This window comes from Rahnella laticis (genome assembly GCF_015644585.1).
In the GTDB taxonomy this organism is placed as follows: Bacteria; Pseudomonadota; Gammaproteobacteria; order Enterobacterales; family Enterobacteriaceae; genus Rahnella; species Rahnella laticis.
On record NZ_JADOBI010000016.1, the window covers coordinates 23,437 to 36,450 of the forward strand.

Below are 13,014 nucleotides of genomic sequence, written 5' to 3' on the forward strand. Positions count from 1 at the left end.
AAGGGGGAGGAGCACACCCAAATCACCCAAAATTTCATGAGGCTGTATGTTTGATTCTCACGTGATCCGTATCTGCGGCAAGGTTCAGGGCGTCGGTTTCCGGCCTTTTATCTGGCAACTGGCGGACCGGATGCAGCTTCGCGGCGAAGTGTGTAATGACAGCGCGGGCGTGGAAATCAGACTTTTTCAGCCGGTAGATATCGACGCGTTTATCGCTCAGGTAAAACGCGAATGTCCGCCACTGGCGCGCATTGACAGCGTCAGCGTGGGTCGTTTCGACTGGCAAACTCCCCCGCCCAATTTCTCCATCACAAACAGCCGACGCCAGCAGATGAGTACCCAGGTGGTCCCCGACGCGGCGACCTGTCCGGAATGTCTGAAGGAAATCACCTGTCGCGGCGACCGCCGTTTCGACTATGCCTTTACCAACTGTACGCATTGCGGCCCGAGGTTCACCATTATCCGCGCCATGCCTTATGACCGCCCTTCCACCAGCATGGCGGAATTCATGCTGTGCCCGGCATGTTTGCAGGAATATCAAAACCCGGCCGACCGGCGCTTTCACGCACAACCGGTCGCCTGCCCGGACTGCGGGCCACAAGTGCGCGCCACGCGGCAAAACGGCAAAACGCTGGCGCAGGGAAATGCGGCGCTCAGCTACGCCGTGGCCGCGTTGCAGGCAGGTGAAATTGTTGCGATCAAAGGGCTGGGCGGTTTCCATCTGGCATGCGATGCCACACAACAGAATGCAGTTATGCGGCTGCGGGAACGCAAAAACCGCCCGTCAAAACCGCTGGCGGTAATGCTGCCGGATATGAGCTGGCTGACGCAATGCGGTGACGACAGCCCGCAGTTTGCGTTGCGCGAACTGCTGAGTTCGCCTGCCGCGCCGATTGTGCTGACGGCAAAAAGCGCCACGTCGCCTTTGTGCGCAGCGGTTGCACCGGAGCTGGATGAAGTCGGGCTGATGCTGCCGTTTACGCCGTTGCATCATTTGCTGATGCAGGCCTGCGGCACGCCGCTGGTGATGACGTCGGGGAATGCGGCGGGGCGAGCGCCGGTTTTAAATAATGACGATGCACTTCGTCAGCTCGGCAAAATTGCCGACGTCTTTCTGTTGCATAACCGCGACATCGTTCAGCGCGCCGACGATTCGCTGGTTCGCCTGACACCGCAGGGCACCGAAGTTCTGCGCCGTGCGCGGGGCTTTGTGCCGGACGCGCTGCCGCTGCCCGCCGGTTTCAACACCCAGCCGCCGGTGCTGGCGCTGGGCGGCGACCTCAAAAATACGTTTTGTCTGGTACGCGGCAATCAGGCCATTCTCAGCGCGCATTTCGGATCGCTGGCTGACGGCGATATTGCCCGCCAGCAACAGCAGGCCATTGAGCATTTCCAGCAGCTTTATGAATGCACGCCGGTGGCGATTGCCCGCGATGCGCATCCTGCATATGTCAGCCACGTTCAGGCCGAAAGCCACGGATTACGGGTCGTTGACGTATTTCACCATCACGCGCATCTCGCGGCGTGTCTGGCAGAAAACGGCTGGCCGCTGGACGGTGGCAAAGTCATCGGGCTGGCGCTGGACGGGTTGGGTTACGGCATTCCGGCAGGCAAAACCGGCGCGCTGTGGGGCGGTGAATGTTTGCAGGTGGATTATCTGCATTGCGAACATTTAGGGGGGTTACCCGCCGTAGCGCTGCCCGGCGGCGACCGCGCGGCGCGTGAACCTTGGCGCAATTTGCTGGCGCAATGGCAGGCTTTCGTGCCCGGCTGGCAGCCGCTGCCCGAAGCGCGCGTGCTGGATGAACATCCGTGGCTGCCGCTGTCGAAAGCCATCGCCGCCGGAGTGAATTCGCCGCTGGCGTCTTCCTGCGGGCGACTGTTTGATGCCGTCGCAGCCGCCCTCGGCTGCGCACCGGCGCAACTGAGCTGGGAAGGCGAAGCCGCCTGCCGGCTTGAAGCGCTGGCTCACCGCGCGGAAGGCATTTCGCATCCGGTTACGCTCCCGCTGTGCCATACATCCGGTGGCGTTTTTCTGGATTTAGCCACTTTCTGGCGGCAGTGGCTCGGATGGCAGGCTCCGCCTGCCGCACGGGCTTTCGCTTTTCATGACGCACTGGCGCAGGGTTTTGCCGCCCTCGCCCGTTTTCATTGTGCCCGCACCGGTATCCGTACCGTCGCGCTCGGCGGCGGTGTTTTGCATAACCGCCTGCTGCGCCAGCGTTTGCACCATCATCTGTCGCCCTTGCGGGTGCTGATGCCGCAAAACATTCCGGCCGGTGACGGCGGGCTGGCGCTGGGTCAGGCCGTGGTCGCCTGTGCGCGCCTTCAGTTCTCTTCTTTTATTTCTGCTTCTGTTTCAGCTTCTGTTGCAACTTCTTTATCAAAACAATAAGGATCCCCATGATTAGCCGTGACATTTTCCACACACATCGCCGCGCTTCCTGGCTTTTAACCGGTCTGGTGGCTATTAATTTACTGGCCTGGGCCTGGGCATTTCTGGTGTTTCGCCATCATGCGGCACTGATGGCGGCGGCGTTGCTGGCTTACGGCTATGGCCTGCGGCACGCGGTCGATGCGGATCACATCGCGGCTATCGATAACGTGACCCGCAAGCTGATGCAGCAGGGTCAGCGGCCGGTGGCGGTCGGGGCATTTTTCTCACTCGGGCATTCCAGCATTGTGGTGCTGGCCTGCGTGGCGATCGCCGCCACATCACTGGTTTTCGGCAATAAAATCGGCTGGCTGCATGATTATGGCAGCACCATCGGCACGCTGGTTTCTGCACTGTTTTTACTGATGATGGCGCTGCTGAATGCGCTGATTCTGCGGGACGTATATCGCCGTTTTCAGAAAGTAAAACAGGGGCAGACTTTCACGGATAAAGAAGAGCTGAATCAGGTTCAGGGCGGCATCATGAGCCGGATTTTCAGTTTCGCGTTTAATCTGGTGAATAAAAGCTGGCAGATGTATCTGGTCGGATTTTTGTTCGGGCTGGGGTTTGATACCGCCACGGAAATCGGTCTGCTGGGCATTTCCGTGGCGGGCGCGTCTTCCGGCATGTCCGTCTGGAGTATTTTGATTTTTCCGGCACTGTTCGCCAGCGGCATGGCGCTCATCGACTCGCTCGACAATTTTGTCATGGTGGGCGCGTACGGCTGGGCGTTTGATAAACCGGTTCGCAAGCTCTATTACAATATGACCATTACGGCCACCAGCGTATTTATCGCCCTGTTTATCGGCGGCCTGGAAGCGCTCGGGCTGATGGCGGACAAGCTGGATTTGCACGGCGCATTCTGGCGCGTTGTCGGAGAACTCAATGACAATATGGGCAGCGTCGGGTATGCCGCCGTGGCAATTTTTGTGGTGTTCTGGGGCATTTCCGCCCTCAATTATCGCCGCAAAGGCTACGACAGTCTGGCGGTCTGACCCGTTTAAACACCGTCTGCTTTATACGTTAACGGCTATGCGTCATTGGGCAGCGTCAGCTGTTTTTCCAGCCGCAGTTTATCGCCATCCGTAACCGTAATCATGATTTGCGTTTTCCCGCCGGGTCTGACGGCAAAACGCATTTGCCCGAGCGGCTGCGCCTGGCTGGCGGAGAGATTCATGTTCTGGCTCTGGCGGCTGGTGCTGGTTCCGGCGGTGCTTTCCTGCGAAACGGACACAGCCACCTGACAGGCGCAGGCTTTAGTGAGGCTGACCATCGGCGTTACGGTGTAGGTTTGGGCGTCATTATGGGTGTCGAACCAGAGCTGGTTGGACATCACGGCGGCAATCAGAAGTAAGTGCATGACATTTATCCTCTGGATCCAGTCGAAAAAAAAACAGGGCTCGTGCCCTGTTTTTATAGCACCTCCCCCGTGAAAGAGAGAGGAGACGATCAGTTCTGGTTGGCGTAAGCCAGGTTACCCGTACCGACCTGGGTAATGCTGGTCAAAGTGCCGTTAGCACCTTGTGAAGCCTGAGCGTAGTTGCCTGAACCATTCTGGGAAACCAGAATTTTACTGGCGTTAGCGCTCTGAGATGCATTGGTGGTGTTGTAATCACCTTTCTGCACGACGCTGAGCAGGCTACCGTCGCCGGTCTGATTGGTGCTGGCAGTATTTCTGTAACCATTCTGGTCAATACTGGTCAGAGATTTTTGCGCACCAGCCTGAGTGGCATTTGCCAGGTTAGACGTCCCCTGTTGGTAAATCTGAATTTCAGAATTCCACTGGGTGGCCGTGAATGTCGGCACCGTTGACGGTGGATTTGACGGAGGTGGATTGCCATGATCATTACCACCACCGTGGCTATTACCTGCAAATGCACTGCCACTGACGACTAAAGCGGAGACTGCCACAATTTTCCAAAGTTTCATGATGCTACCCCATTGGTTTAATATCGGATGTCATGTCATAAGAACGTATGTTTGTTAATGCTGTGTCACTCTAATCGCCATTCCTGACGAGTTTTGTACGACACCGCTGCTCTGGTTCGTACCATTCTGGCGAATTTCCGTCACACTCCGGCCTTTTTGCAGAATGTAAGCCGTATTGCCAAAATTTTGTTGCGTAATGGATGCATCCCCGCCGCCGCTTTGCGATATGTAGGCAAAATTATCGCTGCCGCTTTGGGAAATATCAGCGTTATTCCCATTACCTCTCTGATTTACCACTGCGGTATTTTCTGTACCTATCTGACGAATAACGCTTGAACTGCCGGAACCCGTCTGATTCGTATAGGCCGCATTACTGTTACCGTTCTGGTAAATCGTTGATGAATTCCCTGATGAATTTCTCGCGCCAGCAAAATACTGATCCGGACTGTCAGAATTTAAATCTGAGTAACCCATGTCAGATTGTTGTGCGTGAACGACCCAGGATATGGAAAGTAACGCCAGGGTCAGTAATGTCTTCTTCATTTCGTCACCTTTTTAAACCCGACGCCGGATAATTAGCTCGCCGGTTTTATTGCTGCTGACGAATTGATTATGGAGTTTCATCCGAATAAGAAACTCACCCGCACGTCGTATTTTAATTATCAGCTTCATCAAAAAGTATGAGGATGCACTTCTCATGCGGATTGACCAGAATATTTCAGTAAAAGGTCAGCGTGGCTAATCTACCCCATAGCATTAATCCTAAAGTGCTAAAAAATAGCCGTTCAAATAATCACACAAATGCAACTATTCTTAATAAAATACTGACACGCATTCGGCCATAAAGGAGATCTTTCGCACATTTCCACCCCTTAACATTGCCGGCCTGCCCCTTCTCACCGTGCGTCATACCGTTTTCTCTGCCTGTAAAAGGGCTTTAGTGAAGCCTCACCTAAGCTAAATCGAATGTATGAGAGGCTGATGTTGGCTTTATTTACGATGAATCATGCAGACCATTGCTGTTTCCGGAAGGATATTTGCGTTAAGTAATCCTTAAATTCGCAGTCTTAACAAGGGTGAACGTTAAGATTATGTAAGCGCCTTACTTAAATTCCCTTTAAGCTGGGCGCGGGTAAATTAACGCAATACATTAGGAAAATTTTATACATTTCGAGTTACATTTTGAAACATAAATAAGCCTTGCGTAAGGGAAACCAAAAGCTAAATTGAGTCTGTACCGCACATAAAACGACCTGAAATATTATGTGCCTCAGGTTGCGTATATTTGCAGTTTTCAGATATACACAGCAAACATACAGCTATAGATTTAGCAAAATAAAATCACAGTCTATTTCCTGCCTGTTTTAATTATCAGGTATTGGCCGGCTGTGGCGATAATAAATCAGGGCAGGGTTTCATTATGAGTAATGAAGCAGCAATCAATAATAATATTCTTTTATTAGTGACCAAACCATCATTACAAGCCAGTGCTTTATTGCAGCAATTAAAACAACAACTTTACGTTAATACCCGGTTGCACAATATTCATAAGTCTCTGGAGGATCAGTATCTTCAGGAGACGTTAATTCTCTTCGATATGATGGAGGCGGACCGCCGGACCATTGAATCCTGGCAGTCCGCCATTAACCGGTATCACAGCAGCGTGAAGTTACTGCTGCTGAATACGCCCGATAATTATCATTTCCGTGAAATCGAAACCTGGCCACGGATCAGCGCCGTTTTTTATCTTTCGACCGATGAAGAGCATCTGGTGGAAGGTATCAGAAGCGTGATCCGCGGGGAATGCTATTTCTCTCAGGGGTTCGCCAGCTATCTGATCAATCAGTCCGGCGCTTTCCGCCATCTTCACAGTGAAGACACCGGCCTGACCCACCGTGAAAAAGAGATCCTGAATAAGTTACGTGTCGGCGCGTCGAACACGGAAATCGCACGTCTGCTGTTTATCAGCGAGAACACCGTCAAAACGCATCTTTATAATTTATTTAGGAAAATTTCCGTCAAGAACCGTACTCAGGCGGCTTCCTGGGCTAACGACAATCTCAAGCGCTGACATCATGACTCCTTGTATGAAATCGTTCTGGCTCTGGCTGGCGCTGCTTTGTGCTACCTGCGTGCATGTCCAGGCCGCTGATGTACGGGATCCGGGGTTGATTACCGACCGCACGGTGACGTCGGTGGGCCACGATTTTTACCGTGGTTTTACCGACCGCTGGGATCAGAACTACCCGGAAACGATCACTATTTCAGAAAGACCCAGCGCCCGCTGGGGCAGTTGGATCACCATAAAAATAGGTCAGGACACCTTGTATCAGACTCTGCTGTTTCCGAACCGTCGCAATTTTAATAAGGACATCGATACCGCCATTGCCGGGGTCACGGAAGCCTTATCACGGCGGCAGCTAGACAAAGCACTACTTGGTACCGGGGATCTTGCCCATGACGAATTTTAATGCACAGCCTCTTTTAAGGAGAGCATCGTGAATATTCCAGTCTCTGTCCCGCGTTCGGTGATGCTGCTGGCATTGCTGACAGCGTCCCCGTTGTCCTGGGGCGGCAATATGGTTTTCCAGTTCATCAACCCGAATTTCGGCGGCAACCCGAATAATGGCGCGTTTCTGCTCAATGAGGCGCAGGCGCAAAACTCGTATAAAGACCCCGATGCGTATGATTTCGGCACGTCCAGTACTTCAGCGCTGGATAACTTTACCGCATCTATCCAGTCGCAATTACTGGGCAGTCTGATGGGTAACGTGAATCAGGGGAAACCGGGGCGGCTGGTGACACAGGACTTTATTGTGGATATCCAGAATACCGACGGGCAGCTGGTGATGAATGTCACCGACCGCAAAACCGGCAAAATTTCCACTATTCAGGTTCAGGGTTTGTCTGCAACGACTAACTGATTCCGATGACCAATAAAAACAGGAACAACATCATGCGCAGCTATTTATTACTCATCGCAGTTTTTGTGCTGAGCGGGTGCCTCACAGCAGCACCGAAAGAAGCCGCCAAACCCACGTTATTGCCGAGAGCACAAAGTTATACGGATCTGACACATCTCCCGTCACCACAAGGGCGAATTTTTGTCTCGGTTTACAATATTCAGGATGAAACGGGCCAGTTCAAACCATATCCCGCGAGTAACTTCTCGACGGCGGTGCCGCAGAGCGCCACGGCGATGCTGGTTTCCGCATTGAAAGATTCGAAATGGTTTATTCCTCTGGAACGTCAGGGCCTGCAAAACCTGCTCAATGAACGCAAAATTATCCGTGCTGCACAGGATAACGGCAGCGTCGCTATCAATAACCAGCGCCCGCTGTCCTCTCTGGTGGCCGCGAATATCCTGATTGAAGGCTCGATCATTGGCTATGAAAGCAATGTGAAATCAGGCGGGATCGGGGCACGTTATTTCGGTATCGGCGCCAGCACGCAATATCAGCTGGATCAGATTGCGGTGAACCTGCGTGCGGTCGACGTCAATACCGGGGAAGTGTTGTCATCGGTAAATACCAGCAAAACGATTCTGTCGTATGAAGTGCAGGCCGGGGTGTTCCGCTTTATCGATTACCAGCGCCTGCTGGAAGGCGAACTCGGTTACACCACCAACGAACCGGTGATGCTGTGCCTGATGTCGGCCATTGAGTCGGGTGTGATTTATCTGGTGAATGACGGTATCGACCGCAATCTGTGGCAGTTGCAGAATCCTTCGGATATCAATTCTCCGATCCTGCAACGCTACAAAAACAGCGTTGTCCCTACCGATTCCTGATGTCGGTGGTTGGCGAAGGGAAGTGGTTGGTTGAAGCCACTTCCCTTCTTTTTTTAAGATGCTTCAGCTTTCACTGTCTGCCGGTAATTGCTGACGCGCTTTTTGTCCTCAAGATTAAAATCCGGATCCAGATAAATACTGACCCGTTTTATCAGCAAATCCTCGAACACAAACACCGTGCAGAAATGATGGCGCCCCGCTTCGGACGTCGGCCAGCGGTCGCCGTTTTGCATCACGCCGCGCATCTGTCCTTCCAGCACAATCGTGTCGCCATCACTCAGAAAGGCGAAAGCATCCTGAATATGCTGAATTTTGTCTATCTCCAGCGCAAAGCGTTTACCCAGTTCTCCCAATGACGATTTACCCTGGGCGGTACCAAATTTCGGGAAGAACAGCACGACGTCTTCGGCAAAGAGATCTAACAATGAAGCATCAGCCTGATCCAGTTTGGCGTAGAAATTCTTAACGATTTCAATGCGTTTTTCTTTCAGTTCGTGTTCAGCCATTTTCACCTCGAAATTCTCCATCCAATATTTAAGCCTAGTGACTGCCGCTGATTTTGCCAGTTATGCGGTGAAGCTCACAAAATTGCCGGCACCGTCCGGAGAAGAGTTTTCTGCACTCAGCCGCGGAATTCTCTACACTGGCAAGAATTTTCTGATCATGTCCTCTTACACTTTGGAGAGTCACGGATGCCTCAGTTCAACCGGGCAGGCAGCGCAATGCCCCCTGTTCCTTCGCCCGCACGTGCTTTTATCATGGCGATATGCCTGTTGCAGGGCCTGCTGCTGTATTTCTTTTTCTCTGCCCCGGAAACACCTGCGCTAATTCGCCTTACGCATAATATCTACGGGCAAACTATGGCACTGGTATTACCGGTACTGATTTCGCTGTCGGTCACGCGGCTGAAAGACGGCCGGTTCTGGGCAAGTATTGTCGTCTTCACCCTGCTGCTGGCCGGGCTGGCGGCGTGGGCAAAAAGTAATATTTTTGGAAATATGACGGACAGCATTCTTGTTCCGTTCCAGCTGTCACTGGGGTTGCTGACGTTCTTTATTTTGCCGTGGCTTCAGGTTCAGGCTTTCCCGCCGGAGACGCGCTACCGCTACATCCATATGGCGGTCTGTTACAGCCAGAATATCCTGTGCGTGATGCTAACCGTGCTGCTGATGCTGCTGGCCGTTGCGGTGGTCGCGCTGTGGGCGGCGCTGTTCCGGCTGATTGGCATCGAGTACTTCCACCAGCTGTTTTACGATACGCCGCTGGTCGGCTGGCTGCTTTACGGCGTGCTGCTGGGCATCAGTATTGTCACCTGCCGCACCCAGCCTTCGCTGATGAACACGACGCGCAACATCATCCGTTTTATCCTGAAAGGTCTGTTGCCGCTGGTGGCGTTTATCGCGCTGATTTTCCTGTTTGCGCTGCCGTTTACCGGCCTGAACGCGCTGTCTCAGGCGTGGTCGGCAGCAAGTCTGCTGACCACCATGGCGCTGAGCGTGCTGATCCTGGTGAATGTGGTGCGGGAAACGGACAGTCCGGTGAAGCCGTATCCGCGCGCCATCCGCCTGATGGTCAACGCCGCGATTTTGCTGCTGCCGGTGTATGCCGCGCTGGCGCTGTATGCCACCGGTCTGCGCGTCTCGCAGTACGGCTGGACGCCGTCGCGGATCTGGGCGATGCAGATTATTGTCGTCACGCTGATTGCGTCGGTTTGCTACAGTTTTTCCGTTATCGATAAGCGCCCGGACTGGCTGCCGCGCATTACGCAGTTCAACAAACCGCTGTCGCTGCTGGTGGTTTTGCTGGTGATTGCCTGTAACAGTCCGCTGCTGGATCCTTACCGCATCAGCGTGAATAACCAGATTGCGCGGCTGGACAGCGGGAAAACGCAGGCTAAAGATCTCTCGCTGAATCTGCTGCGTTTCGACACTGGTCGCCGGGGGAATGAGGCGCTGGAGAAGCTCCGGGAGAATCCGGCGTTCACCAGCGATCCGCGTTTACAGGCGTCATTGAAAAACATGCTGGCGCAAACTTCCCGCTGGGGGGCTTACAGCGTTAAAGAGGCTGAGAACGCCGCGAAAAACTACCGCATTGAAGACGCGAAAAAACAGATCCTGCTGGCCAAAGGCGCATCGCAGCCGGATGACTCCTGGTGGAAAAGCCTGCCAGAGCTGGAGAATTACCGCAGTACGCTGCGCGATTGTCTGAGCCTGGAAGGCGCGTGCATCATCAATACGCTGGATCTGAACAACGATAAGCAGAAAGAAATTTTCTTCTGTAATACGTTTGATGCGCCGTCCATCAACTGCCGGATTTTCGCCCGTCAGGCCGGCAAATGGGCACAAACCGGAGAGCTTTATCTGTATGAAGGGAAGGATAAAGACACCCTGATTCAGGCGCTGCGCAACGGTGAGGTCAGGCCTGTACAACGGAAATGGGCAGACGTGCAGATCGACGGCAAGCGTCGGGTGATCCACTACAACAGCGATAACGACTGATTGATTTCTTCTCCGGCAGACGCCCTGCCGGAGAAGCTTCCCGCCTCTGAATTCCCCCGGACTATTTCCCCGGCAACATCCGTGTAAAGGTATCGTCTTTACGAAAATAGTGATGATAAATCGCCGCCACCGCGTGTAAGCCAATCAGGTAATACCCGCAGTTCGCCAGGAATTCATGGGCCGTGCGCACCGTGCGGCGCGCGGAAGGATCCGGCGAGATAAACTGCGGCACCTGCCAGCCAAATAAAACCCAGTCGCGCCCGCCAAATTCCAGCGTCAGCACGCCGAGTACCGGCAGCGAAAGAAACAGCAGATACAAAACACCGTGAACGGCGTGGGACGTCGCAATCTGCCATCGCGGCAGCGGCGGCGTGATGGCCGGTGTGGTATTTCGCGTGCGCAGAAAAATGCGCACCCACATGAGAAGCCAGACACAAATCCCGAAGTTGAAATGCAGCAATCGCACCAGCGGCTGATTATCCTCAGGGAAATAATCACGGGTCAGCATGGCGGCGTAGGTCAGAATAATCATCAGTAACGTCGCCCAGTGCAGGCTTATCTGGGAAAGCGAGTAACGGGTTTTCATAAATCGTTTCCTGTCCGGAGATAAGTATCAGGGAACCATCAGCACGAAAAATGAGTATAGGAAATAAATACGCAGACTTTATGAAGACCGCAGGACTCACCCTTCCGGTCATTATGACGGGAAAAGTGAATAATCTGACGGGATATGTCATTCTGCCGGAAGCACATCGCGATAGAATCTCTCCATACCCCAGTCCAATGACATGCAGAGGATTTTCCAATGAAATTGATCAGTCAGAATTTTGAGAACGGCGCACCGATGCCGGGCGAACTGGCATTTGCCGTTCAGGATGCACAAAACCACCTGGCGCTTTCCTCCAACCGTAACCCGCATTTAGCCTGGAGCGACGTACCGGAAAACACCCGTTCGTTTGCGCTGGTTTGTGTGGATCCGCATGTGCCGAGCCGTCCGGACGACGTGAATCAGGAAGGCAAAGTGGTTTCCGCATCATTGCCGCGTATCGATCTGTTCCACTGGCTGCTGGTGAATATTCCTGCTGATACCCGTGAGATTGCCGAAGGCAGCCACAGCGACAGCGTAACGCCAAAAGGTAAACCGGCGTTGCCCGCTGAAGCCGGAATCCGTCATGGCATCAACGGTTATACCGCGTGGTTTGGCGACGACGAAAATATGGGCGGCGATTATTACGGTTACGACGGTGCCTGCCCGCCGTGGAATGATGAAATTGCGCACGACTACGTGTTTACGCTGTATGCGCTGGATATTCCTTCACTGGAATTGCAGGATAAATTCTACGGCCCGGATGTGCTGGCCGCCATTGAAGGCCACGTTCTGGCGCAGGCCAGCCTGACCGGTACTTACACCTTAAATCCGGACGTGAAGTAAAGCCCGGCGGCAGGAGATACTATGCCCTCTGAAGGTCGCAGCAATGCAGGGAATCTTCTGCCAAACCAACTGCCGGTCATCCACGACCGGCTTTTTTCGCTGGCGCTGCCTTATCTGCAACAGCCGCATCAGGTGTCCAGTTTCCGGTTTTTCGAGCCATCGCTGCTGCGGGTGAATTCCGGGCAACTGACGCTGAGTCATGAGCACGACGCGCCGGTGAAGCTGGGGAACACGCCGCATCTGATGGTGATTTCGCAACATACGCAGGCGCACGTCAGCAAAACCGTCAGTGCGGAAAGCGGGATTTTCTCGTCGCTGTTTCTCGGATTTTCGCCTGCGCTGATCGCCGGGTTTTACCGCGATAATGCCCCGCTTCTGGCGCCGCTTACGCCGCTTAACGGCTTTCAGATCGTACCGCCGGACGATGAATTACAGGAAACGCTGGATTATTGTCTGCACGGTCTGAAAAATCCGGCCAGCACGGCGGTGCAGCAAAACCGTCTGACCGGCGTACTGATCGCGCTGGCGGAGCGCGGAATTTTATTCATGCCGCGCGCCGGTGAACCGCTGGGCACCCGGCTGACCACGCTGCTGGCTTCCGCGCCGGAATTTGCCTGGACCGCCGCCAGCGCCAGCCAGCAACTGGCTATGAGTGAAGCCACGCTGCGGCGGCGGCTGGTGGAAGAGCAAATCAGCTTCCGGACATTGTTGCAGGATATCCGCATGCATCACGCCATGACCCTGCTGCAAACCACGCGCTGGAGCCTGTCACAAATCGCCGATGCGTGCGGCTATCGCGCCAGTTCGCGGTTTTCCCTGCGTTTTCGCGAGCGGTTTGGCTGTTCACCTGCTGACATCCGTTAAACAAAGAGTCGTGAATAAAAACCCGTGAATAAAAAAAGCCAGTCACCTCAGATGACTGGCTTTTATG

The 13,014-nt window shown here is 53.7% G+C and carries 14 protein-coding genes; 9 read left to right on the forward strand and 5 right to left on the reverse strand.

The features are described from left to right. The first annotated feature begins 46 nt into the window (after window positions 1-46). Both hypF and IV433_RS23700 read left to right on the forward strand, forming a co-directional pair. Window positions 47-2,395 carry a carbamoyltransferase HypF gene (gene hypF, locus IV433_RS23695; protein ID WP_195816246.1) on the forward strand — a complete coding sequence of 783 codons (2,349 nt, stop codon included), beginning with the start codon at window positions 47-49 and terminating at the stop codon, window positions 2,393-2,395. A gap of 8 nt (window positions 2,396-2,403) precedes the next feature. Then, window positions 2,404-3,429, forward strand: coding sequence for a HoxN/HupN/NixA family nickel/cobalt transporter (locus IV433_RS23700; protein WP_195816245.1), 1,026 nt, complete (start codon window positions 2,404-2,406; stop codon window positions 3,427-3,429). Between the two features lie 35 nt (window positions 3,430-3,464). On the opposite strand, the gene csgC is transcribed toward IV433_RS23700, so the two are convergent. The 3 genes from csgC to IV433_RS23715 all read right to left on the reverse strand — a co-directional run bounded on the left by csgC (window position 3,465) and on the right by IV433_RS23715 (window position 4,906). Continuing rightward, complete coding sequence (csgC, locus tag IV433_RS23705; protein ID WP_165058397.1) at window positions 3,465-3,794, reverse strand: curli assembly chaperone CsgC; 330 nt, start codon at window positions 3,792-3,794, stop codon at window positions 3,465-3,467. Window positions 3,795-3,883: 89 nt separating this feature from the next. After that, entirely contained in the window at window positions 3,884-4,363 is a 480-nt protein-coding gene (gene csgA, locus IV433_RS23710; RefSeq protein ID WP_195816244.1) for a curli major subunit CsgA, read from the reverse strand. Between the two features lie 54 nt (window positions 4,364-4,417). Then, on the reverse strand, window positions 4,418-4,906 hold the full coding sequence (locus IV433_RS23715) for a curlin (protein ID WP_195816243.1): 489 nt from the start codon (window positions 4,904-4,906) through the stop codon (window positions 4,418-4,420). 877 nt (window positions 4,907-5,783) lie between these two features. On the opposite strand from IV433_RS23715, the gene csgD reads away from it, so the two are divergent. The 4 genes from csgD to csgG are packed head-to-tail and all read left to right on the forward strand — an operon-like array spanning window position 5,784 to window position 8,153. Next, a complete protein-coding gene (gene csgD / locus IV433_RS23720) occupies window positions 5,784-6,434 on the forward strand; it encodes a biofilm master transcriptional regulator CsgD (protein ID WP_195816242.1) in 651 nt (216 codons plus the stop codon). Window positions 6,435-6,450: 16 nt separating this feature from the next. Beyond that, the gene (gene csgE / locus IV433_RS23725; RefSeq protein WP_152324480.1) at window positions 6,451-6,834 is read left to right on the forward strand and encodes a curli production assembly/transport protein CsgE; all 384 of its coding nucleotides are present in this window, start codon (window positions 6,451-6,453) and stop codon (window positions 6,832-6,834) included. 60 nt (window positions 6,835-6,894) lie between these two features. Next, window positions 6,895-7,287, forward strand: a complete 393-nt coding sequence (csgF, locus tag IV433_RS23730) for a curli production assembly/transport protein CsgF (protein WP_152324726.1) — start codon at window positions 6,895-6,897, stop codon at window positions 7,285-7,287. 32 nt (window positions 7,288-7,319) lie between these two features. Then, window positions 7,320-8,153 carry a curli production assembly/transport protein CsgG gene (gene csgG, locus IV433_RS23735; protein WP_152324481.1) on the forward strand — a complete coding sequence of 278 codons (834 nt, stop codon included), beginning with the start codon at window positions 7,320-7,322 and terminating at the stop codon, window positions 8,151-8,153. Window positions 8,154-8,206: 53 nt separating this feature from the next. Here the strand turns inward: csgG and IV433_RS23740 are convergent, their stop codons facing one another. Beyond that, entirely contained in the window at window positions 8,207-8,659 is a 453-nt protein-coding gene (locus tag IV433_RS23740) for a nuclear transport factor 2 family protein (protein WP_195816241.1), read from the reverse strand. A 216-nt stretch (window positions 8,660-8,875) separates the two neighbouring features. On the opposite strand from IV433_RS23740, the gene IV433_RS23745 reads away from it, so the two are divergent. Continuing rightward, a complete protein-coding gene (locus tag IV433_RS23745) occupies window positions 8,876-10,651 on the forward strand; it encodes a DUF4153 domain-containing protein (protein WP_229893690.1) in 1,776 nt (591 codons plus the stop codon). Between the two features lie 61 nt (window positions 10,652-10,712). Here the strand turns inward: IV433_RS23745 and IV433_RS23750 are convergent, their stop codons facing one another. Then, entirely contained in the window at window positions 10,713-11,237 is a 525-nt protein-coding gene (locus IV433_RS23750; RefSeq protein ID WP_195816239.1) for a cytochrome b, read from the reverse strand. Window positions 11,238-11,456: 219 nt separating this feature from the next. Here IV433_RS23750 and IV433_RS23755 point away from each other — a divergent pair, with 219 nt between their 5' ends. Both IV433_RS23755 and IV433_RS23760 read left to right on the forward strand, forming a co-directional pair. Beyond that, a complete protein-coding gene (locus tag IV433_RS23755; protein ID WP_195816238.1) occupies window positions 11,457-12,083 on the forward strand; it encodes a YbhB/YbcL family Raf kinase inhibitor-like protein in 627 nt (208 codons plus the stop codon). Between the two features lie 21 nt (window positions 12,084-12,104). After that, window positions 12,105-12,947 (forward strand): helix-turn-helix transcriptional regulator, encoded by an 843-nt coding sequence (locus IV433_RS23760; protein WP_195816237.1) that lies wholly within the window; start codon window positions 12,105-12,107, stop codon window positions 12,945-12,947. Window positions 12,948-13,014: the final 67 nt, after the last annotated feature.

Coding starts and splice junctions, on each gene's coding strand:
- IV433_RS23755 (WP_195816238.1), top strand. CDS start 11,457: ATGAAATTGATCAGTCAGAATTTTGAGAACGGCGCACCGATGCCGGGC.
- csgA (WP_195816244.1), bottom strand. CDS start 4,363: ATGAAACTTTGGAAAATTGTGGCAGTCTCCGCTTTAGTCGTCAGTGGC.
- IV433_RS23750 (WP_195816239.1), bottom strand. CDS start 11,237: ATGAAAACCCGTTACTCGCTTTCCCAGATAAGCCTGCACTGGGCGACG.
- csgG (WP_152324481.1), top strand. CDS start 7,320: ATGCGCAGCTATTTATTACTCATCGCAGTTTTTGTGCTGAGCGGGTGC.
- hypF (WP_195816246.1), top strand. CDS start 47: ATGTTTGATTCTCACGTGATCCGTATCTGCGGCAAGGTTCAGGGCGTC.
- csgC (WP_165058397.1), bottom strand. CDS start 3,794: ATGCACTTACTTCTGATTGCCGCCGTGATGTCCAACCAGCTCTGGTTC.
- IV433_RS23760 (WP_195816237.1), top strand. CDS start 12,105: ATGCCCTCTGAAGGTCGCAGCAATGCAGGGAATCTTCTGCCAAACCAA.
- csgE (WP_152324480.1), top strand. CDS start 6,451: ATGAAATCGTTCTGGCTCTGGCTGGCGCTGCTTTGTGCTACCTGCGTG.
- IV433_RS23700 (WP_195816245.1), top strand. CDS start 2,404: ATGATTAGCCGTGACATTTTCCACACACATCGCCGCGCTTCCTGGCTT.
- IV433_RS23745 (WP_229893690.1), top strand. CDS start 8,876: ATGCCCCCTGTTCCTTCGCCCGCACGTGCTTTTATCATGGCGATATGC.
- IV433_RS23715 (WP_195816243.1), bottom strand. CDS start 4,906: ATGAAGAAGACATTACTGACCCTGGCGTTACTTTCCATATCCTGGGTC.
- csgF (WP_152324726.1), top strand. CDS start 6,895: ATGCTGCTGGCATTGCTGACAGCGTCCCCGTTGTCCTGGGGCGGCAAT.
- csgD (WP_195816242.1), top strand. CDS start 5,784: ATGAGTAATGAAGCAGCAATCAATAATAATATTCTTTTATTAGTGACC.
- IV433_RS23740 (WP_195816241.1), bottom strand. CDS start 8,659: ATGGCTGAACACGAACTGAAAGAAAAACGCATTGAAATCGTTAAGAAT.